The sequence below is a fragment of the Sorangiineae bacterium MSr11367 genome, from assembly GCA_037157805.1.
Taxonomy (GTDB): Bacteria; Myxococcota_A; Polyangia; order Polyangiales; family Polyangiaceae; genus Pendulispora; species Pendulispora rubella.
The window spans coordinates 9302528-9325538 of the sequence record CP089983.1 but is presented as its reverse complement, the minus strand read 5'-3'; the positions used below and the strand labels follow the sequence as shown (position 1 = coordinate 9325538).

The 23011-nt window shown below is 66.2% G+C and carries 21 protein-coding genes; 15 read left to right on the top strand and 6 right to left on the bottom strand.

The window, feature by feature from the left end; genetic code table 11:
- The first annotated feature begins 3 nt into the window (after window positions 1-3).
- Genes LVJ94_35780 through LVJ94_35740 form a run of 9 tightly spaced genes read left to right on the top strand, consistent with a single transcriptional unit; the run spans window position 4 to window position 10880 of the window.
- On the top strand, window positions 4-1947 hold the full coding sequence (locus LVJ94_35780; protein WXB02265.1) for a DUF1585 domain-containing protein: 1944 nt from the start codon (window positions 4-6) through the stop codon (window positions 1945-1947).
- Window positions 1944-2621, top strand: a complete 678-nt coding sequence (locus LVJ94_35775) for a hypothetical protein (protein ID WXB02264.1) — start codon at window positions 1944-1946, stop codon at window positions 2619-2621. The genes LVJ94_35780 and LVJ94_35775 overlap by 4 nt, the downstream gene beginning before the upstream one ends.
- Window positions 2622-2631: 10 nt before the next feature.
- Window positions 2632-4005, top strand: a complete 1374-nt coding sequence (locus LVJ94_35770; GenBank protein WXB02263.1) for a DUF1501 domain-containing protein — start codon at window positions 2632-2634, stop codon at window positions 4003-4005.
- On the top strand, window positions 4002-5177 hold the full coding sequence (locus tag LVJ94_35765) for a cytochrome c (protein WXB02262.1): 1176 nt from the start codon (window positions 4002-4004) through the stop codon (window positions 5175-5177). Before LVJ94_35770 ends, LVJ94_35765 begins: the two co-directional genes overlap by 4 nt.
- 27 nt (window positions 5178-5204) lie before the next feature.
- Window positions 5205-6554, top strand: a complete 1350-nt coding sequence (locus LVJ94_35760) for a sigma 54-interacting transcriptional regulator (GenBank protein ID WXB02261.1) — start codon at window positions 5205-5207, stop codon at window positions 6552-6554.
- Window positions 6551-7804 (top strand): DUF5050 domain-containing protein, encoded by a 1254-nt coding sequence (locus LVJ94_35755; protein ID WXB02260.1) that lies wholly within the window; start codon window positions 6551-6553, stop codon window positions 7802-7804. The genes LVJ94_35760 and LVJ94_35755 overlap by 4 nt, the downstream gene beginning before the upstream one ends.
- A 29-nt stretch (window positions 7805-7833) precedes the next feature.
- Window positions 7834-9168 (top strand): serine/threonine protein kinase, encoded by a 1335-nt coding sequence (locus LVJ94_35750; protein ID WXB02259.1) that lies wholly within the window; start codon window positions 7834-7836, stop codon window positions 9166-9168.
- Between the two features lies 1 nt (window position 9169).
- Entirely contained in the window at window positions 9170-10009 is an 840-nt protein-coding gene (locus LVJ94_35745; GenBank protein WXB02258.1) for a hypothetical protein, read from the top strand.
- Window positions 9996-10880 carry a glycoside hydrolase family 16 protein gene (locus LVJ94_35740; protein WXB02257.1) on the top strand — a complete coding sequence of 295 codons (885 nt, stop codon included), beginning with the start codon at window positions 9996-9998 and terminating at the stop codon, window positions 10878-10880. The genes LVJ94_35745 and LVJ94_35740 overlap by 14 nt, the downstream gene beginning before the upstream one ends.
- Window positions 10881-10886: 6 nt before the next feature.
- Here the strand turns inward: LVJ94_35740 and LVJ94_35735 are convergent, their stop codons facing one another.
- The 5 genes from LVJ94_35735 to map all read right to left on the bottom strand — a co-directional run bounded on the left by LVJ94_35735 (window position 10887) and on the right by map (window position 15919).
- Entirely contained in the window at window positions 10887-11813 is a 927-nt protein-coding gene (locus LVJ94_35735) for a hypothetical protein (protein ID WXB02256.1), read from the bottom strand.
- A gap of 11 nt (window positions 11814-11824) precedes the next feature.
- A complete protein-coding gene (locus LVJ94_35730) occupies window positions 11825-13255 on the bottom strand; it encodes a serine/threonine protein kinase (GenBank protein WXB02255.1) in 1431 nt (476 codons plus the stop codon).
- Between the two features lie 3 nt (window positions 13256-13258).
- Window positions 13259-14620: a sigma 54-interacting transcriptional regulator gene (locus tag LVJ94_35725; GenBank protein ID WXB02254.1), complete on the bottom strand. Its 1362-nt coding sequence runs from the start codon at window positions 14618-14620 to the stop codon at window positions 13259-13261.
- 235 nt (window positions 14621-14855) lie between these two features.
- Window positions 14856-15125 carry a LysR family transcriptional regulator gene (locus tag LVJ94_35720; protein ID WXB02253.1) on the bottom strand — a complete coding sequence of 90 codons (270 nt, stop codon included), beginning with the start codon at window positions 15123-15125 and terminating at the stop codon, window positions 14856-14858.
- 29 nt (window positions 15126-15154) lie between these two features.
- On the bottom strand, window positions 15155-15919 hold the full coding sequence (gene map / locus LVJ94_35715; protein WXB02252.1) for a type I methionyl aminopeptidase: 765 nt from the start codon (window positions 15917-15919) through the stop codon (window positions 15155-15157).
- Between the two features lie 85 nt (window positions 15920-16004).
- Here map and LVJ94_35710 point away from each other — a divergent pair, with 85 nt between their 5' ends.
- From LVJ94_35710 to LVJ94_35695, 4 genes are read left to right on the top strand one after another with little or no spacing between them, the layout of a single operon-like run.
- The gene (locus tag LVJ94_35710) at window positions 16005-16934 is read left to right on the top strand and encodes a 2-dehydropantoate 2-reductase (GenBank protein WXB02251.1); all 930 of its coding nucleotides are present in this window, start codon (window positions 16005-16007) and stop codon (window positions 16932-16934) included.
- 41 nt (window positions 16935-16975) lie between these two features.
- Window positions 16976-17953: an ATP-binding cassette domain-containing protein gene (locus tag LVJ94_35705; GenBank protein WXB02250.1), complete on the top strand. Its 978-nt coding sequence runs from the start codon at window positions 16976-16978 to the stop codon at window positions 17951-17953.
- The gene (locus LVJ94_35700) at window positions 17950-18606 is read left to right on the top strand and encodes an ABC transporter permease (GenBank protein ID WXB02249.1); all 657 of its coding nucleotides are present in this window, start codon (window positions 17950-17952) and stop codon (window positions 18604-18606) included. The genes LVJ94_35705 and LVJ94_35700 overlap by 4 nt, the downstream gene beginning before the upstream one ends.
- A gap of 52 nt (window positions 18607-18658) precedes the next feature.
- Window positions 18659-19390: a hypothetical protein gene (locus tag LVJ94_35695; GenBank protein ID WXB02248.1), complete on the top strand. Its 732-nt coding sequence runs from the start codon at window positions 18659-18661 to the stop codon at window positions 19388-19390.
- Here LVJ94_35695 and LVJ94_35690 read toward each other — a convergent pair.
- Entirely contained in the window at window positions 19387-20469 is a 1083-nt protein-coding gene (locus tag LVJ94_35690; protein WXB02247.1) for a histone deacetylase, read from the bottom strand. The genes LVJ94_35695 and LVJ94_35690 overlap by 4 nt on opposite strands.
- A 101-nt stretch (window positions 20470-20570) precedes the next feature.
- Here LVJ94_35690 and LVJ94_35685 point away from each other — a divergent pair, with 101 nt between their 5' ends.
- Together LVJ94_35685 and LVJ94_35680 are read left to right on the top strand one after the other, a co-directional pair.
- Window positions 20571-22004, top strand: a complete 1434-nt coding sequence (locus LVJ94_35685) for a cache domain-containing protein (protein ID WXB02246.1) — start codon at window positions 20571-20573, stop codon at window positions 22002-22004.
- A 156-nt stretch (window positions 22005-22160) separates the two neighbouring features.
- A complete protein-coding gene (locus tag LVJ94_35680) occupies window positions 22161-22910 on the top strand; it encodes a HEAT repeat domain-containing protein (GenBank protein ID WXB02245.1) in 750 nt (249 codons plus the stop codon).
- Window positions 22911-23011: the final 101 nt, after the last annotated feature.

Sequence of the window (23011 nt, the reverse complement as noted above, 5' to 3'; positions counted from 1 at the left end):
GTCGTGAGAAAGATCGCGTTGGTAGCTTCGCTTGGTGTCGTCTGGACGGCGCACGCACACGCCGCGCCGGCTTTGGACGACTATCGTCATTTTCGAGCGCTCACCGTGGATCTCGTAGGGCGTATTCCGACCCGGGACGAGGTGGCGGCGTTCGAGAAGGCCGACTTCAACCTGGATGCGTGGCTCGACGCGCATCTCACCGGGGACGCCTATGCCGATCGCGTGACCCGGATTTACATGGACCTTTTGCGGCTGCAGGTGAGTCCCGTGTTCAATGCGCTCAATACGCAGGTGGACCTTCGGCGGCAAAAGGTCCTCGGGCCGGACGGCAAGCCGATTTACGTCTATTACCGATTTGGGCAGCGGCGTGCGCGCGTGGAGACCGATGGCGACTTTTGTCTGACACCCGACGAAACGGGCCTCGCGTTCCCGGTGAATCAACCGGCGGTGCCGTATCCGCCGGGCGGGCCCGCGGAGGGAAAGGCCGTGTCGCAGGCCGTCCTCGATGCGGCGACGGTGGTGGTCAAACCTTGGTGGCTGTACCGCGATTACAAAAATACCTCGCCGTCGAAGTATTACGACGCCGCCACCTGGTCCAATTACGGATTTACACCCGTGGCTGGTCTGCTCACCGATGCGGACGGTGCGAGCGCGCCCGCGCAAATTCGCATTTGCAAAGAAGAGGCGCAGAAGGCCGACGTCGGTCATGTGTACCGCAGCGGCCGAACGACCCCGGTGACCGGCGACGGCGGCGGCCCGCCGTTCGGGCGCTACACCTATCCGCCGCCCGACGACGCCTTCGCCACGCAGAACGAGGGAGATGCCATTTCATGCCGCTCGCAAACCGGAATTGCGCACGCCATCGATTGCGGTTGCGGCACCGGTCTCGAACATTGCTTTCCGACGCCGAGCTCCAACGGTCAGGTGCCCGCGGTGGTTGCGCCGGAAATGGACATTTTCGGCACGGACGCGCCCATCGACAGCATTGCGCAGGATAGCGGCGATTGGGATCGCCTGTGGTGGGGCGAGGAGGCGCGGCACTTCATGCAGTACCTCTTTGGCCAAGATCGCGATATGCGCGAGATGCTCACGGCGCCGTACACGTTCGTGAATGGGCCGCTGATGCAGTATTACAAAAGCGATGCGCCGGCCGCGTGTTGCGGAGCTGCCGTGGCATTCGGGTACAGCGAGCCCGTGCCGCTGTTCGACCCGAAGAACCTCCCGGCATCGCTGTTGCCGCACGATGCGAACACTTGGACGGCGGTGGCCAGTCGCGGTGGGAATGCGTCGGGCATCATGACCATGCCCATCTTTTTGACGAAGTACGGCACCCGGCGCGCGCGGGCGCATGCGCTGTACAACACGTTTCTCTGCAAGGACTTCATTGCGCCGCCCAATTTGCAACTCAAGCCCTCCGAAGACCCCAATTTGATGACCCGCGATGGTTGCAAGTCGTGCCATGCGACCTTGGAACCGATGGCCGCTTATTTCACGCGCGTGGCCGAGAGCAGCGTCACGTACTTCCCCGCGGACAAGATGCCCATCGATACGACGGTTTGCAAAAAGGACGCGAAAGGCAATCTGAGCCAGACCTGCTCACGCTACTACGATCCCGCGTTCAGCGATGCCAAGCACGCGGTGCTGCGCGGCGCGTACCCCGACGTGACGGGTGGGACGAATCATGCGGACAGCGGGCCGAAGGGCATGGCCGCCGAGCTCACGTCGCACTCCGAATTTGCATCGTGCGTCGCGCAAAACGTGGCCACGTCCTTCCTCGGGCGAACCTTGACCACCGAAGATGCCGCGTTGGCGCGCACCCTGGCGGATGCCCTCGCGCAAGGCGGGTTCAAGATGCGTGCGGTGGTGAAGAAAATGCTCCTCAGCGACGCGTACCGCAAATCGAACAATTTGACCTCGAGCGCGTGGCGCGCAGGGGGTGCGCCGTGAACCTCTCGAGAAAGCTCTTTGCATTATCCATCGCGGTGCTTTTGGCGGGATGCTCCAAGTCGGCGGGCGAGCCGGGGTCTCGGCCGGAGCCGCTGCCGCCGGGGCATGGCGTGGCGCAGGACACCACACCGAAGGAAGGACCGCGGCTCATCATGGCGGAGTCGTACATTCGCACGTACCTCACGCTGTTCGGCGGCCTGTCACCGATGCAAGCGCAGCTCGAGGCGCGCGGGGCGGATGGTTCGAAGCTATTCGATACGTGGCGCGACTACCTGGGCACGATGGGGATGCCCGACTACCGCTACGACACGCCGCGCGTGAGCCAGACGAATACGCTGATGATGGCCACCTTCGAGCGCGCCGGCGTGGCCCTTTGCGACCGTGCGCTGGAGCACGATCGCACGGTGAAGCCGAGGCTCATTTACGATTTCGACATGCCGGCCAAGCTCGACGCGGCCGGCTTCGAGCCCAGGTTCGACGTGGTGCACCGCACCTTTTTGAACTATCCGGCCAAGCTCGCGCCGACGGATCGCACGAATCGCTTTTGGAAGTTGTACCAAGACACCGCGACCGCCCACGCGAAGGTGACGGGCTCGCGCTTTTCGCCGGCGGAAGCCGGATGGGCGGCCGTTTGCTACGGCCTGATTCGTCACCCCGAGTTTCATCTCTATTGAGGATTGCACGATGACGACCTCGAGCCGCCGCAGTTTTCTCAAAGCCTTTCTCGCCGGCGCGGGATTTTTGCCGCTGGCGGGCGCGCCGCTGTTTCGCGCGGTCGCCGCGGAGCCCGCAAAAAGTGACGATTTCTTCCTTTTGATTCACGCATTGGGCGGATGGGACGTGACGTTGAGTCTCGACCCGCGGTGGGAGGAGACGGGGCTCATCGATCCCGCGAGCACGGTGAACACTACGTTTGCGGCGCTTCGCAAATGGCAAAGCGGGACGGCGAAGCTCTCCGACGGCGGGGTTTCCTTCCAGGCCATCCGCCCCAGCGGCACGCCGTTCACGTTCGGTCCGGCCATTGGCAACCTCACCGATCATGCCTCACGGATTTGCGTGGTGAACGGCCTCGCGACGAACACGGTGAGCCATCCCGACGGACAAACGTTTGCCGTGACCGGACGCCATTTGAACGGAGGGCGCCCGAATCAATCGAGCATCGACGTTTGCTGCGCCAACGAGTTCGGCACCGAGCAACTCTTGCCGGTGGTGAGCGTGCAATATCCGTCGTACTTGCTCGGTGCCCAAATGGATGCACGTGCGCGCCCCCTGCGGATTGCCACCATCGGCACGATGGCGCAGTCCTTGTCGCGCGCGACGCTTTACGACACGCAGACGGAACGCAACGCCGTGAATGCCGTCCTCACCGAGGAAGCGAACGACCTGGCGGCCATATCGAACGATCCCAGCGCCCTCCAGGGATTTGGCTCACAATATGGTGCGCTTCAGAATTTGCTCACGAATGCCAGTTTGCAACGCGTCTTCAGCGAAGCCGCGCTCATTGCGGCGCACCCGGAATTGAACATTTCGACGTTGCGCTTCCAGCGGGCGGCGGCGGTGAATGCGGCGTTTGCGATGGAGGCTTTTCGCAACAACATCGCGCGGTGCGTGAGCTTCATTTTCAATGGCTTCGATACGCACTCGGCGAATTATACGAACCAGGCGGCGACGCAGCAGGAGACGTTCGATACGTTGGCGGCGCTGCTCGCACAGCTGGACCAGATTCCGCACCCTACGCGCACCGGGCGCAAGTTGAGCGATCACACGCATATCCTGGTGACCAGTGATTTCTGCCGCACGCCGCAGATCAACCTCCAGCGCGGGCGCGATCATTATCCCAATGGTTCGGCGCTGATCATTTCGCCCAAGTTCAAAGGAAAGACGCTCTACGGAAAGACCGATCCGCAGCAGCTCCTTCCGGCCAATGCGGGGACCTTCGTCGATGGTCCCCGGCCCGTGGCGCCGCCGGATGTTCTGGCGACGTTCGTTTCGGCCTTTGGTGTCGATCCGCAGAAGTACTTCCGCGAAGGGGAAGTCATCAAGGAGCTGCTCGCGTGAAGCATTCGATGGGGATCGTGGCGGCATTCGTTCTCGCCGCATGCTCGGGGGATGACGACGGCGGTGTGACGACGCTCACGCTCGTGCCCGTGACGTGGAATCCGTCGAGCATCGAGACGGGGCAGGTGCAGGCGGTGGCCGAGTACGACACCACGGTGGCCGTGTTCGGCGCCGTCGGGGTCACCACGTTCGTCAGCGGCTCGGTGGTGGGGACGGACACCACGGTCACTGCATGGCGCTCCGCGGGCGTGATCCCATCGGCCTCGGGGCTCGGCACGTGGATCGTCGGCGTCGATGGGCAAGGAAAGCTGCAACGCGTGCTCGGGCACGACGGCGTGGAGAACGTGTCGGATCGATTCGGCTTGGTATCCGACAAAGTCGCGGGTCTCGCGGGAAGCGAGCGGGCCACCGGCTTTCTCCTCGAGCAAGGCCTTGCGACCAGCGATGGCGCCACGGTGCGGCACTACGCGGCGCCGGCCCTTCGTGCGGTGGCCTCGGCGGCGGGGCGTGTGGCCATTGCGGCCGACGATGGCGTGCGCATCATCACGCCCGCGCAGGAGTCTTCGCAAGAGACCGTCGCACTTGCCGATGCGGCGTTCGTGGCCTACGACGCGGCGGGTGCGCTGTTTTCCGCGACGCACCACGCGGTGTATCGATTGGACGGCGGCGCCATGCGCTCGGTGTACGACGCGGGGGCGCGCACGATCCGCGGGCTTGCCTCGTCCGGTGCCAACGTGTGGTTTGCCGTGGATGGGGAGCTGGCGCTCGTCAAGGATGGCCATGTGTCGATCTCCTCGGGGTTGGCTCTCCGTGCTCCCGGCGATGTGCAGTTGGCCGGATCGCCGTCGGGTGACGTTTGGGTGGTCGCGGGTGGCCAGCTGCTTCGATATGCCGCCGGGGCAGGGGGCACGGACGACGAGGCCGCGTGGTCGGCGAATGTCCAACCGATCTACGCGACGGTGTGCAGCCATTGCCATAGCGCGCCGGGAACGGGAAAAGACGCGTCCAACGTGGACCTTTCGAGTTATGCGCTCTGGAGTGCGCGGCGTGCAGCGGTCTACCAGCGCGTGGTCGCGCAGGCGGGGACCCCTGCGGCGATGCCGCCGTCCGGATCGGGCTTCACCCTGACCGACGCCCAGAGGGCCGCCATCGAGGCGTGGAGTAAGCCGTGATGCCCTTGCTGTGATACCTTAGGGGGAATGCCCAACGACGAGGGCGCGTCGACCGTTCTGCAATCCCGGCCGCGGGGGCCATTCACCGCGACGGCCACGTTTCGTCTGCGGGTCGTCGAGGGACCCGACGCCGGTCGAGAGTTCGTGCTCGATGGGACGCAGCCGTCGCGCGTGCTCGTGGGAACGAGCCCGGCGTGCGCCTTCCGCCTCGGCGACCGGCAGATCTCGCGCCGGCATGCGGCCATCGACGTCACGCCCGAGGGCCTCCGCCTCACGGACCTGGGGTCCACGAACGGCACGTGGGCCAACGGCGTGTGCATCTTCGACGTGCGGCTCCGCGGCGGCGAAGTCATTCGTCTCGGCGGCAACGTGCTCCACGTCGACGTGGTGGCGATGCCGGCCGAGCACCCCATCGCCCCCGCGATGCGCTTTGGACGCCTCGTGGGGGCCAGCCCGGAGATGCGCCGCCTCTACCCACTCTGCGAGCGGCTCTCCGCGACTGATGTGCCATTGGTCATCGAAGGCGAAACCGGCACCGGCAAGGAGCTGCTCGCCGAATCGATCCACGAGGAGAGTGCCCGCGAGAAGGGCCCTTTCGTCGTCTTCGACTGCACGACGGTGGCGAGCAACCTGCTCGAGTCCACCCTGTTCGGGCACGAGCGCGGCGCCTTCACCGGGGCCATCTCCGCGCGCCGCGGCGTCTTCGAGCTCGCGCACACGGGCACGCTGCTCATCGACGAGATCGGCGATTTGGACATCGCACTCCAGGCCAAGCTGCTGCGCGCCATCGAACGAAGCGAAGTGCAACGCGTGGGCGCCGAGAAGTTCGTCCGGGTCGACGTGCGCGTGATGGCCGCTACCCGGCGCGACCTCGACAAGGAAGTCCAGGCGGGCCGCTTTCGCGACGACCTGTTCTACCGGCTCGCCGTGGCCCGTATCGAGCTGCCGCCGCTGCGCGAGCGCCGTGGCGACGTGCAGGTGCTCGGTCGCTACTTCTGGGAGCAACTCGGTGGAACGGACAAGCCGATCCCCGACGACCTTTTGCGCCGCTTCGAGGAGTATGCCTGGCCGGGCAACGTGCGCGAGCTTCACAACGCCGTCGCGCGGCGCCTTGCGCTGGGCGACCTCGCGGAGATGCGACCCTCCGTCCCGCCTTCGCCTGCCGCGGCCCCGCCCGAAGGGGACGCGCTCCGCGAGACGCTGGCCATGGACCTGCCCTTTCCCGAGGCGCGCCACCGGGTCATGAACGCGTTCGAGCGCGCCTACGTCGAGCGCGTGCTGGCGAAGCATGGCGGTAACGTGGTGCGGGCGGCGGCGGCCTCCGGGATTGCGCGGCGCTATTTTTATGTCATCAAGTCTCGCCAAGAAAAAGAATGACACGGCTCCTCGCCTTCGCGTCCGCGCCGCTCGTTGCCGCCGTCGCATCCGTCGCGTGTGTGGGCGTCTTGGTGGCGTGTCGCTTCACCGACGGCTTGTCCGGCGGTCCCTGGGATGATGGTGGCGGCCCGAGTGAATGCGACGGACCATGCCCGGTGGTCTGTCCGGGCTTCTTCGCCGATTGCGACGATGCCGGTGCAAACGGATGTGAGGTCGACACGCGCGTGGTCTCGGAGCACTGTGGCGCGTGCGGCCACGATTGCCTCGGCGGTGCGTGCCAGGGAGGCTTCTGCCAGCCGATTCTGCTCGCGGAGGGCGGCGTGGCACCGATGCACATCGTGCTCGACGACGCATCGGTCTACGGGGTGAACGCCAGCGGTGCGGTCACGCGCATCTCGAAAAACGGCGGGCCGCTCGTCGTCTTGGCGCCGAGCGACGGTCATGCGCAATCCCCACCGCCGCGCGTCACCCTCGCAGGCAACACGCTTTACTACACCGACTTCGGCCCGCCGGCGGACGGCGGCACCGCGGGCAACGTTTGGGCAACCACCATCGACGGCGGCAAGGAACGCATCGCCCGCGCGAATGCTCCGTATGCGATCTCGGTGGCCGGTGGCTATGTGTATTGGTCCGAGGGAAATCCCGATGCGTCGGCGCCCGTCGGGGCCATACGGCGCATGAACATCGCCTCGAAGGATGCAGGCGGACCTGCGCTGGTGGTGGCGCCGGAGCCGGGGGCCATCTCATCGATTTTGGCCACCGACAAAACCCTGTATTGGAGCAACCGCGGAACGCCTCCCATGTACAGTGACGGCGCGCTGAAGGGGTGCGAATCCATGGGAGCCGACGCGGGGCTTCCATGCGCGCAAGAAGCACCCCTGGCGGCGCCCGGAGCGGAGGGCCTGATCTCGGATGGCAATCTTTACTTTACGGGAACGGATGGGGTGTTTGCCTGGGGCTGCTCGCTCACGAGTTGCGCCAAAAGGGCCGTAGCCCCGCAACAATTCGATCCGCGCTTTCTGGTCTTCGATTCTTCGCGCAACACCGTCTTTTGGACCACCGGAGATGGTGCGATCAAAATGGTGGCCAAAGCGGGATATCCAAACAACAACGAGACGATTCTTTTTCAACGACGTGGAACCAATCCGTTGGACATCGCCGTCGATGCGAAGGCCGTCTACTGGACCGATTTGGCTGGCGTGCCTGGACGTCCAGGCACGGCTCCTGCTCTCTACAAGCTCGCGCGGTAGGGGGCGGCGCGCTAAGCTGCCGCGGTAGCGTGGGTGACTCTCGGACATTGCCGTTGGTGCTCGGTCGCTACGAGCTGCACTCGGTCATTGCGGCCGGCGGCATGGCGAGCATCCATCTGGGGCGCCTCTGCGGGTCATCGGGGTTCACGCGCACCGTGGCGGTGAAGCGCTTGCACCCGCACTACGCGCGCGATCCCGACTTCGTCTCCATGTTCCTCGACGAGGCACGGCTGGTTGCGCGCATCCGTCACCCCAACGTGGTGCCCATCGTCGACGTGGTGGCCGAGCGCGACGAGCTCTTTTTGGTCATGGAGTACGTGCACGGCGAGTCGCTCGCGCGGCTCGTGCATCGCGCTTCGGATTCGAGCCTGCCGGTGCCGCCGGCCATGGCCGCGGCTATTTTCGTCGATGTCTTGCATGGCCTGCACGCGGCGCACGATGCAAAGACGCCCGAGGGGGAGCCTCTTTCGATCGTGCACCGCGACGTGACCCCGCACAACGTGCTCGTGGGCGTGGATGGCTCGGCACGCATCGCCGACTTCGGCATTGCCAAGGCGACGCAGCGTTCGCGGGCGACCGATGGCTCCACGCTCAAGGGCAAGCTCTGTTACGTCGCACCGGAGCAGCTCCACGGCCGCGAGGTGAACCGCGCCACCGACGTGTATTCGGCGGCCGTGTCGCTTTGGGAAGCGCTCACCGGGCGGTTGCTCTTCGCGGCGGAGAACGAAGCGCACGTGTACGAGAAGATTCTCACGGGGGCTGCACGCCCGCCGAGCGCCCTCGTCGCGGACGTGCCCATCGCGCTCGACGAGATCGTGATGCGCGGGCTTTCGATGAAGCCGCACAAGCGCTTCGCGTCGGCGCAGGAGATGGCCCTCGAGCTGGAGAGGAGCATTGCCCTTCCATCGGCGGCCGAGTTGGGCGCGTGGGTGCAGTCTCGTGCCGAGCAGGATCTCGCGAAGCGGGTCGCACTCATCGAGAGCATCGAGCGCGGTGCGCCCGTCTCGGCCCGCACCGTGGTGCCCCCGCCCGCACGGCGCGGCGCGAAGGTCGCGATCGTCGGATCGATCGCGTTCGTCGGGACGGCGGCCGTGGTCGGGGGCGCTCTTTTCGCGCACGTTCGGATGAGGGCGCCCGCGGCGGTCGCCTCACATGCCGCGGTGGTCGAGTCACCGAAGGACGAACCCGTCGCGGTGGAGGAACCCGTGGCCGCGCTGTCGACGGGGGCTGCGCCGGTGCCGCCGAAGGGCCCGCGCGTCCACAAGACCGCCGCTGCGGCGATCAAGCCGCCCGACGATGCCTGCAAGCCGCCGTATATGCGCGATGAGACCGGCCGAAAGATCTACAAGCGCGAGTGCCTCTGAGATGCGACTCGTTCATACTCTGGTGATGGCCGCGGGTGTGTTCGCCATGACGTTGCCGGCGCGCGCGGACGAGAAGGACGTGTGCGCGTCGAGCTCGGAATACGCGCAGCGCCTACTGGGGCAGGGAAAGATGATCGAGGCGCGGGCCCAGCTCCTCATCTGCACGCGCATGGTCTGTCCGGCCGTGGTGAAACAGGATTGCGACGGGTGGCTCTCGACGCTCGATGCGACCATCCCATCGCTGGTCGTGGCCGCACGCGACGAAGAGGGCCGCGATTTGCTCGACCTCAAGGTGACCCTCGACGGCGGGGCGGTCGATTCGCTCGATGGGCGGGCCATCCCCGTCGATCCTGGTGTTCATCGTCTTCGGGTGGAGGCGGCGGGAAGGCTGCCCGTCGAGCAGCGGCTCGTCGTTCATGAGGGGGAGCGTGCGCGGCCTGTCACTGTGACGTTGTCGTCGCCGACGCACCCCCACCCCGGCCCTCCCCCAGGAGGGGAGGGAGCCGGGACGGCTCGCGTCGAAAAGCTTGTTTCGCCGTTCGTGTACATTCTCGGGACGTTGGCAGGTGTGTCGTTGGCGAGTTTTGCGACGTTTGAGATTAAGGCGGCGGTGCAGTCGTCGCATCTGCGCTCGACGTGTGCGCCGCGCTGCAGTGCCTCGGACGTCGAGGGGGTCAGCACCGACACGGTGATCGCCAACGTCTCGTTGGCGCTTGGCGCCGCTTTCGCGGGCGGTGCGGTCGCGGTATGGTATTTGGGCAAGAAAGGTCAGCGGGGCCAAGCACCGGCCGCGGCTCTCGAGATCGGACCTTCGCGCATCGGGCTTCATGGCACCTTCTAGCCGCACTCGGAAACATCGACTCGCCGCGGGCACCGCGTTCATCGGCCTTTTTGGCAGCATGAGCGCTTGCTACTGGCTCACCTCCACCGACGACCTCACGAGAGGCAACGGCGGCAGCGGCACCCCGGACGGGTCCGTCGAAGGGGGCCCCGGTTCCGACGCGAACAACGAGGCTGTCGTGTACCCGCCCGGCAGCGGTTGGAAGCTGACCTTCCGCGACGAGTTCAACGGCGACGCGCTGGGGGCGGGTTGGGCGACCGAATACCCGCGCGAGGGTGAGCGCGCGCACTCCGATCCCGGCAACAACGAAGTCCAATGGTACCTGAAGCAAAACGTCGTGGTCAGCGGCGGCACGCTCAAATTGATTGCCAAACGGGAAGACCACCCGGCTACGTCGCAAACATTCCATTACACGTCGGGTATGGTGCAATCGAAGTCGTTGGCGACCTTTCAATATGGTTACGTCGAGGCTAAAATCAAATGGCCAAAAGGCAGCGGACTCCATCCCGCGTTTTGGTCGTGGCCGACGAGCGAGAGCTCCACCCCCGAATTGGACATTGCATCGTTCGCCGGACATGAGCCGGGCAACGTCACATGCATCCTGAACACGCAGAACGGCCAGAAAAGCCTGCGGGAGATCCCCGCGGACAATGGTGATTGGACCGCCGCCTGGCATACCTACGCCGTCGACTCCGAGCCGAATCGCACGATTTGGTACTTCGATGGCCAGCGCGTTTACGACGCGCCCTCCACGGGCGGCACATCGCTTTATCTCATGTTGACATTCGCGATTTCGGAGTCACCCCCGGCCACGGGCACCACGCTCCCGGCGACCTACGAAATCGACTACGTTCGCGTCTTTACGAAATAGTGAATCTCAGAATCGCGCGCGCAATTCGGCCGTGGCGCCGCGCGGGCCTGCTTGGACATCGAACGTCACGTTGGGATTGCGCACCGTCGGGCGGGTGAGCACCAGGTACGTGGTGATGCCTGCGGCGATCAATCCGCCTGCGAGAAAGACATCGCCCACCAGGAGCTTTCCGCGTGCGCTGTCGACGTCGTCCTGGGGGCAGTTCGGGCCGCAGCTCGAACGCAGATCGTCCAGTTCACCTCGACCCTTCAAGGCGAAGTAGGTGAAGCCCGCGAGCCCCACCAGCGCCACACCGCCCGTCACGAACGCAGCCACCGGGATGGGCCGGCCCTCGGCAGGCTCCGGCTTCTCGGGCGCCTCCGGAGGAGCGCTCGGCGGTGGTGCGGCAACCGTCGGAGGGGGCGTCGCCGGAGGGGGCGTCGCCGCCGGTCCATCGCTTGGCTCCAATGTGGGGGCGATGAGGCGGTTTTTCTCGCCCTCGTGAATCACCGTCTCGAGCTGCAGAGGCTTGGCGCCGTCCAGCTCGAAGCGCAGCGTGTGCGCACCTGGATCCACCGCCACGGCGCGCCCGTTCAAGCTGTCGCGAAGCGGCTCGCCGTCGAAGAGAACGCGCCCCTGTCGCAATTCACGACCGTCGCGCAGCTTCGCCCCGAAGACCACCGACGGCATGCTGGCATCGACCTCGGACAGCCAGTGTGCACAGTCTTTTCTCACTGGGCCGGGGCACTCGTCGCGCGCGCAGGCGATGAATTTCTCGCGCGCTCGCCGGAGTTTGCCATCGCGATGTAGAATTTGCCCTTGCTCCACCGCGGCCACGCAGGCCCGAGCATCGCCCTGCGCATGCGCCGACACCGGGAAGGTGCCGAAGGCCATGGCGGCGAATGCAAGGAGCGCGGTGGTGCGAACGACGGAACTCGGAGCTGGCAACGGCATCGAGGGAGACCTTACCAGCACTCCGGCTTGTAGTGCCGAAGCCCATCGCTCCCGATGGTGTACGGCGGGGTGCAGTCGGATTTTCCCGGCTTCGCGGCAGGTCGCGTCGTTCGCGCTTTGCCTTTGGGAGGCGGAGGCACCGACGGCGCGGCCGACGGAGCGACGGGATCGACCGGTACGTCGGCATCCACGGGTGCGGCCGACGGCGCCTCGACCGGCAACGGTGTGAACTTCGTCTCCTCCTTCTTCCTCGTGGCCAGAAGCACCACCCCGGTCGCCAGCACCAGCAGCGTCGCGAAAAGCGCCAGCCGCCTGCGCCGCGGGGGAGGGGGGGCTACGGCATTCGCCATTCGCGAATCGCGAATCGCGAATCGCGAATCGGCGGCGAGCCCGGGCACCGGGCGGGTGGGGTCACCGGCCTCCGACTCCTCCTCCGCCTCGACCGGACCGGGCGTCGGCTCCGAGGATGGCAGCGCGGGCTGCGAAAACGCGTCGTGCGAAGACTCCTCCATGCGCGCCAGCAGCACCGAGCGTCGTTCGAGCGCGACCACGGCGGCGGTCTCGAGCCACTGCGCCACGTCGATCGCACTCGCCGGTGTCACCGCACGCTCCAGCGCCGTGGCCATCTCCAGCCCCGTGGCGAAGCGCCGGCTCGGATCGCGCTCCAGCCCGCGCATCACCACCGTCTCGAGGGCCTCGGGCATCGCGTGCGCGTGCACACGTGGTGACTCGATGGCGCCGTTGAGCAGCGTGCGCATGCGCGTCAGCTCGTCTTTCCCCTCGAAGAAACGTCGCCCGGCCAGCACCTCCCAGAGCACGATGGCCACCGCGAACATGTCGCTCGCCCGGACCGCGCGCCCCTCGAGCTGCTCCGGCGCCATGTAGGCCACTTTGCCTTTCAGCTCCCCGGTGCGCGTCGTCTGCAACCGGCCGCGCGCCTTCGCGATGCCGAAGTCCGCGACTTTGGCGATGCCGTCGACGCCGACCAAAATGTTGTCCGGCGACACGTCGCGGTGAACCAGATCGAGCGGCTCGCCATCCACGCCTTTCGCTTCGTGCGCCGCGTGTAGGCCGAGAAGAACCCCGGAGAGAAGGGACACCGCGATGGGCAGCGGAATGGGCGTCTTCTCGTTGCGTGCATGGCGCATCAATCGCGAGAGCGATTCGCCGTGCACGTACTCCATCACCACGAACAATTCGCCCTGCGTGGCCTCCACGTCGAGCGTGTGCACCACGTTGGGGTGCGCGATGCGTGCGGCCAGCCGCGCCTCGTCGAGGAACATCGAGACGAACGACGGATCCTTGGCGTACTGCGGCCGCAGCATCTTGATGGCCACCGTGCGCGAGAAACCCACGTGCCCCAGGAGCCGCCCCAAGTGCACGGCCGCCATGCCGCCCCGGCCGATTTCGTCGTACACGGCGTAGCGGCCTACGATGCGCATGGGCTACGTCTTTCGCGGGCGCGGAACGCCGTAGCTGTCGAGGCGTGCCACCAAGGTGCTCCGTGCGATGCCCAGCACCTTCGCCGCGCGCGACTGATTCCCCGCGCACGCGCGCAGCACCTCGAGGATGTGCTCTCGTTCGCTCGCGGGCGATGCCTCGCTCGGTGGGGCCGGCTCGATCTTCGGCACCCGCGTTGGCAGAAACGCGGCCATCTCCGCGATGGGAAAATGCTCCGCTGCGAGCCACGGCCCATCGGCAAGGAGCACCGCACGCTCCACGAAGTTGCGCAGCTCGCGCACGTTGCCCGGCCATGGGTACGCGCGGAGCAGGTTCAGCGCCTCCGGGCTCAACGCCGGAGCCTGCGCCCGCCCCAGATCGCGCGCCGCGCGCTGCGCAAAGGCCTTGGCCAGCGGCTCGATCTCCACGGCGCGCTCCCGCAGCGGCGGAATCATCAGCTTGGCCCCGCCGAGGCGGAAGAACAGATCGCTCCGAAATCGTCCTTCCTGAATGGCCACCTGCAGGTCCCGGTTGGTCGCGGCCACGAAGCGCACGTCGACCTCGCGCGGCCGCACCGCACCGACGCGCAGCAGCTGTCGGGACTCCAGTACGCGCAGCAGCTTGGCCTGCAACGTCATGGGCATCTCGCCCACTTCGTCGAGAAACACCGTGCCGCCGTGCGCCGACTCGAGCAGCCCTTGTTTGCTCTGCACGGCGCCCGTGAAGGCGCCGCGCTCGTAGCCGAAAAGCTCGGCCTCGAGCAGCTGCTCCGAAAGGGCGGCGCAATTGAGGCACACGAACGGCCCTGCATGCCGGGGCGATCGCTCGTGGATCGTCTCGGCGACGAGCTCCTTGCCTACGCCCGTCTCGCCCAGCACGAGCACGTGGATGTTCCCCGCCGCGATGCGCGAAGCCATCTCGTAGAGCGCCTGCATCGCGGGATCCTCGATGACGTGCATTGCGCGCGCCGCCGGCTCCCGCGCGCCCGTCTGTGTGCCCGCGTGCGCCCGGCGCGTCTCCACTTGGTCCGGGCTCGACTGCAGCCGCTGGCGCGGCGCGTCGCCGTCCGCGACGATCACCACCATCACGTTGCCGATGTGAAATGCCTCGCCCGGCAGAATCCGCACGCGTTGCCCGAGCGCAAGCCGCTCTCCGCGAACCCGCGTGCCGTTCACGCTCCCGCGATCCTCGATCTCCACCATGCCCGTGCCCAGATGCAGCCGAGCATGCTTGCGCGAGATGGACTCATCCTCGATGCGCACGTCGCTCTTTTCCGAACGGCCCACGGAAAGGCTCCCGGATTCCGGGAGCACATAGCCGGTGAACATCGCTTGCCCGACGACGACGAGCCTTCGCTGAGCGTTCACCCAGCCCAGCCTAGAACAATCATCGAGCCTTCGGAACCGTGGGAGCGGATTCCGTCTGGGGCGAGGGCTTCTGTGCGGAGGGAACCTCCGTCGGCGGACGCTGCGGCATCACGCCAGGTTCGGGGGGCACCTCGGGCGGCGCGGGGCGCGTTGGAAAAGGACAGGCCATGAGCAGCGCGCTCATCACGCACAACGATGACCTCGCAATAAGATTCTCGTGGCGCATGCCCGAGCATCAAGCACTCCCCGTGCCGCATCGAATGGCCGCCGTGGCCGATTCGATCGACGAGAGGATGGCCCGTGCATGCGGAAGGAACACCGCGCCCGACGACGAGAGCCGCATCCCGCGCGGCGTTCGCTCGAAGAACGTCGTCCCGAGCTCCGCCTCCAGGTTGCGAATCTGCCGGCTCAGGGCGGGTTGCGCGATGCGCAAACGCTCCGCCGCGCGGCCCACGTGTTCTTCCTCGGCGACCGCCACGAAATAGCGAAGCTGCTGCAGACTCATCGATCGCGAAATGTAGCGCGAATAAGTGCCTACGGTAGCGTGAGAATCACGGGGCCGTCCTTGGTGACGGCCACGGTGTGCTCGAAGTGCGCGGACCATTTGCGGTCTTTGGTCACGATCGTCCAGCCATCGTTGAGGGTGCGGATGCTTGCCGCCCCCGCGTTCACCATCGGCTCGATCGCGATCACCATGCCGGGAGTGAGACGCACACCGCGCCCTGCAGGCCCGTGGTTGGCGACGCTGGGTTCCTCGTGCATCGCGCGGCCGATGCCGTGGCCTCCGAAGTCGCGCACTAGCGAATAGCCTTTGCCGCGCGCGTGTTGCTCGACGGCCCAGCCTACGTCGCCGAGGCGCGCGTTCGGCTGCGTGGCTTGAATCGCGTGCTCGAGGCACGTGCGCGTCGTTTCGAGCAGATCGCGCGCTGCGGCGTTCACGTTGCCGATGGCGATGGTGCGCGCGGCGTCGGCGCAGTAGTCGTTCTTGAAGCACGCGAAGTCGACGCTGAGGATGTCCCCATCGCGCAGCACGGTGTGCTTGTTCGGGATCCCGTGCACCACCACCTCGTTCACCGAGGCGCAGATGACGGCGGGGTAGGGGGTCATCCCGCGGGGGCGGTACCCACGAAACGCGGAACGCGCTTTGGCCCGCGTCAGCTCGCGGTCGGCGATTTGATCGAGCTCCCACGTCGAAACGCCGGGACGAGCTGCGTCTTCAAGCGCATCGAGCACCGCGTGAACGATGCGTCCAGCCTCACGCATCTTCGCGATCTCGGCGTCGGTCTTCAGATGGATCATAGTGGCGGCACCCGCCTCTCTGGTACGCTAAACCTCTTCCCGGTGTCCAAGATCGATTCGATCTAAGCCCCAGGAACCCTCCAAAATGAGCTCATTCTTAATCGTTGGAACGGGCGGAGTCGGCGGTCTGCTCGGTGGCCTTCTCGGCCTGGCAGGGCATGATGTCGCCTTCGTTGCCCGCGGTGCACATCTCGCCGCCATGAAGGAGCAGGGCCTCGTCCTGCGCGGTCCCGACGGAGAGCAGACGCTCCGCGTCGAGGGACGCATTCGCGCGGGAGAAGATCCCGCAGCCTTCGGCAAGGTCGACTACGCGCTCGTCACCGTCAAAGCGTGGCAGGTCGAAGAAATGGCTCCCCGCATTCGCGCGGCGTCGGCCATCGTCCCTCTGCAAAATGGCGTCGATGCCGTCCCCACGCTCGCGCGGGCGCTCGGCGACGAGCCGGTTCTCGGCAGCCTTTGCCACATGCTGAGCTGGATCGGGGGCCCTGGCGTCATCCAATGGATGAAGCCCCAGCCCGTCGTGACCCTCGGCGCCCGCACCGCCGCGCAACGCGCCACCGTCGAGCGCCTCGCCGGCGAGCTCATGAAGGCGAACATCACCACGAAGATCTCCGAGGACATCGACGCCGCCCTTTGGGAAAAGCTCCTCTTCCTCGCGCCCATGGGATCCGTCGGCGCGGTCACCCGCTCCTTTGCCGGTGTCTTTCGCTCGGTCCCGGAATCGCGCGCGCTGCTCGCCCGCGCCATGGAGGAAATCGCCGCCGTGGCCCGCGCACGTGGCATCCGTCTCTCGGACGACGCCGTGACCCGCACCTTGGCCTTCGTCGATGCGCTCCCGGCCGAAGCGAACGCATCCACGTACCGCGACATCATCGCCGGGCGCCCTTCCGAACTCGGCAACCTGACCGGCGCAGTGGTACGACTCGGCAAGGAAGCCGGCGTTTCCACCCCGACCAACGATTTTCTCCTCGCGGCCCTCCTCCCGCAAGAGAACGCCGCGCGTTCGCTAAAATAGACGTCTCGCTCGTTTAGCGAATCTTGTACAACGGTTGACCCGTGATCCGATTTCAGAACATCCGCAAAGTCTACGGAACGGGCGATCACATCGTGAAAGCGCTCGACGACGTGAGCCTTCACGTTCCCGTCGGTGAGATCTTTGGCGTGCTCGGCCAGAGCGGTGCCGGCAAGAGCACGCTCATCCGCTGCGTGAACCTCCTCGAGCGCCCCACGTCGGGCTCGGTCATCGTCAACGGTCAGGAGCTCACCACCCTCGACGCGGCGGGGCTTCGCAAAGCGCGCCAGCAGATCGGCATCATCTTTCAGCACTTCAACTTGCTCCGCTCGCGCACCGTGGCCGACAACATCGCGTTTCCCCTGGAGGTCATCGGCCAGCCGAAGCCGCAGCGGGACAAGCGTGTGAAGGAGCTGCTCTCCCTCGTGGGCCTCTCGGACAAGGCCAGCGCCTACCCCGCGCAGCTCTCGGGCGGGCAAAAGCAGCGGGTCGGCATCGCGCGGGCGCTCGCGTGCGAGCCCAAGGTTCTTCTCTCGGACGAGGCCACCTCCGCGCTCGATCCGCAGACCACGCGATCCATCTTGGACCTGCTGCGCGATCTCAATCGCCGCCTGGGGCTCACCGTCATGCTCATCACGCACGAGATGACCGTGGTGAAACACATCTGCGATCGCGTGGCCGTCCTGCGCGATGGCCGCGTCATCGAGCAGGGCCTCGTCGACGATTTGGTCGTGCAGCCCGGCTCGGAGATCGCGCACGAGTTCTTCCCGCGCATCGTTCCTCCCCAGCAGAAGAACGGTGGCATCTTTGCGACCATCACCTTCGTGGGCACCGCCGCGGAGGAGCCGATCCTCTCGTCGCTCCTGCGCAAGTTCGACGTCGGCGTGAACATCCTCGGCGGGGGGATCGAGACGGTGCGCGACAAGCGCGTGGGGCGTTTGCTCTTGGAGCTGTCCGGTCCCGACGCCGCCGCAGCGCGGAGTTTCTTGCAGGAACGAACCGGCTTCACGGTGGAATCATGAGCATCGACACGATGCTGTCGATGTTGTGGGAAGCCACGCTCGACACGTTTTACATGGTGGGCGCGTCGACCTTGCTCACCGTCCTGTTCGGCCTTCCGTTGGGGGTTCTTCTGATCCTCACGGAGCGTGGCGGTTTGCTCGCGGCCCCGTGGTTGAATCGGGTGCTCGGTGCCATCGTGAACGTCGGCCGCTCGCTGCCGTTCATCATCTTGCTCGTCGCGGTCATCCCGTTCACGCGGTTGCTCGTGGGCACCACCATCGGCACCACCGCGGCTATCGTGCCGCTGACGCTGGCCGCCGTGCCCTTCTTCGCGCGCGTCTGCGAAACGTCGCTTCGCGAAGTGGATCGCGGCCTCATCGAAGCGGCGCAGGCCATGGGCTGCACCGAAGGGCAAATCGTCTACAAAGTCCTCATCCCCGAGGCCCTCCCGTCCCTGGTGTTGGGCGTCACCATCACCATCATCAGCCTCCTGAGCTACTCCGCCGTCGCGGGCGCCGTGGGCGCGGGTGGCCTGGGCGATCTGGCCATTCGCTACGGCTACCAACGCTTCGACACGAAGGTCATGGCCGTCACCGTCGCCCTGCTCATCATCATGGTCCAAGCCATCCAGTGGCTCGGCAACGTCCTGTCCCAGCGACTGCGCACGAGCTGAAGTCATTTGGCGTCATTTGGAAGTGCGCGTGGCGTGAGGCACATGCATACGCATGGATCGTTGTGCATGGCTTCTGGCCGCTGGGATGGTGCTCTCTCCGTGTGTTGCGTACGGGCAAGAGCCGCAAGGTGTTCGCGTTCACCTCGACGATGGCGCCACGCGCCTCGAACGAAAGACGCTTCGAGGTTGGGAGCTCGCGTGTAGCTCGGGGTGCGATCGCGAGGTGCCGGCGGGAACCTATCGGCTGACGCGCGAGGAGGCCCCGGTGGATTCCACGAAGCTCGAGGCCGCATCGGTGCGCCAGCCCTCCGCCGCCGCCACGGAGCGGGGCGTTCGCATCGTCCCCGTGGGCGAGCCATTTTTCCTCAACCCGCAGCACAAACAAGACGTCAGCATCCACCCCAATGGTCAGCGACCAGTCTTCATCGGCCTGGGCATCTTTGGCTTGGTGTCCGGCAGCATCGCGGCGACGGTCGGCTCAGTCCTTTTCTTCGTCGACAGCCTCCGCTGCATATACGACGACTCGACGAGCTCCTCGTGCGAGCAAGACCAGAAGCTTCGGCAAACGGTGGACGGCATCATCGTCGGCGCGGGTGTCGCCGTGATCGTCACCGGCGCCGTCTTGTTGGCCGTCGGCGCCCACCAGCCCAAGGTCACGGTCACCGAGCGAGAGCGCAGCATCGCGGAGCACGTGTCGTCGTTCTCGTGGCGCACGCCCGAACCGAGCCGCGTTCCCGCTTCGACGGGCGCGATGACCTTCCCCCTGCTCAGCGGGAGCTTCTAGTCGACCGTCGGCCAATCCTCGCGCAGCGTCTCCGCGGCCCGCGCGATGTCGATGGCGTCGGGTGCACGTGGGATGTCCACCTTGTCGCCGCGCACCACCCCGTCGATGGCCGCGGCGAGCCCGGCCTCCACGGCGACCAAATCGTAGCCGCCCTCCAGCACCAACGCGATGCGCCCCTTGGCGCTCGCGTTCGCCTGGGCTGCCAGCGCATGCGCCATCCAACCGAACGCGCGCGACGTGAGCTCCATCTCGGCGAGCGGATCGCGCTTGGCGGCGTCGAAGCCCGCGCTCACCAGCACCAGCTCCGGCTTGAACGACTCGAGCACCGGCAAAATCACCCGCTCGAACGCCGCGCGGTAGACGCCATCGCCACCACCCGCGAGCAGCGGCACGTTCACCGTGTAGCCTTGGCCCTCGCCCTCGCCACGCTCGTCCGCCGCGCCCGTGCCCGGATAGAACGGGTACTGATGCGTCGAGAGATAGAGCACGCTCGGGTCGCGGTAGAAAATCTCCTGCGTCCCGTTTCCGTGGTGCACGTCCCAATCGACGATGGCCACCCGTGAAAGGCCGCGTGCCCGCGCATGCGCGGCGGCCACGGCCACGTTGTTGAGCAAGCAGAAGCCCATCGCTTGCGAGGCGCGCGCGTGGTGCCCCGGCGGCCGCAAAAGCGCGACCCCACGCGGGCAATCCCCGTCGATCAGCGCGTCCACCATCGACACGAGACCACCGGCGGCCTTGCGCGCCGCCCCCACGCTCCGCTCCGACACGTACGTATCAGGGTCCAGGTAGGCCCGCTGCCCGCGCAGCTCGGTGAGGGACTTCAGGTACTCGGGCTCGTGCACCCGAAGCAGCTCTTCGTCGGTCGCATCGCGGGGCTGCACGTGGGTCCAGCGAACACCGGGCCGCTCCAGCGCCGCACGTGCGGCGCGCAGCCTTTCGGGCCGCTCGGGGTGGTAGGCCAGCGGTACGTGCTCCTCGTAGACCGGATCGTCCAGGAGAAGACTCGAGCCGTGGAGTCGACGAGAAGCCGGGCCAGAAACGTCATTCGCCTTGGGGTGGATTTCTTTTTGCTCAGCCATCGTCCCTGGTCTTGCTCACATCAGTTGCGGCCGTCCCGACGCGAATGATAGCGTCCAAATGCGTTCGGGAGCAGCCCGGCGCACTCGCGGTCCGAGGGCGAATGCGAACCAAGATTATCGCTGTCAACGCGGTTATCGTTCTTTTGGTCGGGCTTCTGACGTTCGTTCTGGTGCGAAAAGCACTGGATTCGGCGGCTGGAAATCCCACCCAGATCATGGCCGAGGCCAAGCGCGACGCGCAGGCGGCATCGGCGCGACTGCAGCTCGATGGGCTGCGCATGGAAAGGTGGCTGGCCGGCAAGGCCTCTGAGCCTGCCACACTCGAGGTCCTAGCGAAAGCGAGTCCCGTAGCCCGGGGCGATGCGGCCACGAATCTGTGCGATGCCATCCTGAGCGCCGCCAAGCAGTCGCCGGTGTTTGCCGGCGCCGTGCCCTCCCTGGTCGTCCTGATCGACGCCCAGGGCAAGAGCATCGGGCGCAACGGCACCAACATAGGCCGGGGCGAAGACTACGCCGCCGCCTACGAGGGCCTGAAAACGGCGCTTACCAACGGCCAGAGCGGTTCCGACGCGTGGGCCAAAGCCGAGCGAAACGACCAGTACCTCGCCTCCTACGCCCCGGTGCGGGATGCGCAGGGCAGGGTCGTGGGCGCCATCGCCGCCGGCTTCACGCTGAACGACGAGCTCTCGCGCGTAAGTGACGCCACGACGGGGCGCGCCTTGCGCTTGGTCACCCCGCAGGGAAATGCCCTGCAAATCGCAGCGGCCGCCGCCGGTGGTGAAAACATCAACACGGCCATCAACGGCGACGCCAAGGACACCGTCAAAAACGCGCTCACCGCCGGGCGCGTCGGTGCGCAGCTGGTGGGCGACACCATCATCGCCGCCGCCGTGCTGGAGGGCTTTGGCGATGGCAAGCGTGCCGTCGTCATCTCCGCGCGCCCCGCGTCGCTCATCGAGAACGTGAACGGCCTGATTTTGCCCGGGATTTTCGGGGTGACCTTGCTCGGCTTGGTCCTCGTCGTCGTGGGCGGCTGGTTGCTCGGCAACTACATCACGCAGCCCATCGCCGTGCTCGAGGAGGGCTTGCTCGCCATCCTCAACGGGCAGGCGGACAAGCGCTTCCAGCTCGATCACCCCGATCTGGGTGGCCTCGCGTTCCGCATCGACCAGCTCTTGAACCAACTCATGGGCATCGAGGAGGACACGACCGACGAAGAAGGCCGTGTTTCCAAGGCCCCCACGGCGTCGAACTTCAACGACGCCATGTCCGTCGACGAGCGCCAGCTCGACAACGTGGCCCTGCAGCAGCTCGCCTCCGAGCCTGCGGAGCAGTACTACGCGCGCATCTACCGCGAGTACATCGCGGCCAAGCGCCAGCTCGGCGAGGCCGTCGAGCACATCACCGATCAGACCTTCCGGCAGCGCATTCAGGGCATGGAGCAGGAGGCTTCGCAGAAATACGGCAAGCCTGTCCGTTACCGCGTCCAACTCCGCGGGCGCGAGGTCACCCTGCTGGCGATTCCTCTGGGTTAAACCTGGGGAAGGTCGGTTGACTCACCCACGGTCTTGAAGAGGAGCCGGCTTCGCCTGGCGGCGAGCCGGTGGGCCCAACTTTGCGCCCGCTGGAATCCGTAGGGTGCTAAACAGGTTGCGCTCTTAGCAAGCGGGATCTGTTTCGAGGAGAACGTCGTGGGTTTGTTCGATCTATTCAAGGCCGGCTCGAAGGAAAAAGGCGAAAAGAAGGACCCCAAAGCGGCCGCGGCCGCCAAGTGGGCCGAGCGGGCCGGTGACAAGCGGGCACAGAATTACGACCGCCAAGAGGCCATCGCCGCCCTCGCCGAGATGAAAACGGGGGAGGCTGCGGCCGCGCTGCTGAAGCGGTTCACGTTCACGATCGACCCCTCCATCACGGATCAGGACGAGAAAGACACGGCGTTCGAGGGCATCATCGGCGCGGGCGAACTCGCCATCGAGCCGATCCGCGCATTCTCCGCCAAGGCCGCGAGCCTTTCCTGGCCGATGAGGATCCTGAAAGAGCTGCTCTCCGAAGAGCTCTTCGTCGAGGAGCTTCTCGCCTGGCTCGCGCGCTGGGACACCGAGTACGCGAAGTTCGTCGACCCGAAGATTCAGCTGCTCGCCGCACTCGAAGACTACAAGCACGCGAAGATCCGCGAAGCCGTTCAGCCCTTCCTCGAGGACGTGAACGAGACCGCGCGCTTCCACGCCGTCGCCACCACGTTCGCCCAAGGCGACGACGCCGCGACGCCATCCCTCGTCTCGCTCTTCATCGACGAAGAGAGCTTCCGCATCAAGAACAAGCTCGCCGACGGTTTCGTCGCCACCGGATGGTCCATCCCCGACGAGCAACGCGATTCGATGCGCAAGTCGCTCCCGCCTGGCTACTCGATCGACGCCACAGGCAAAGTCCGCAAGCGGTAGAGCGAAGAAGAGAATTTACAGGAAGACGGGAAGACGGGAAGGTCGTTCGTCGCGCGTGCCGCGGAACGCTTTTTTTGGAGTTTTCAGTGGGCCTACGGGGC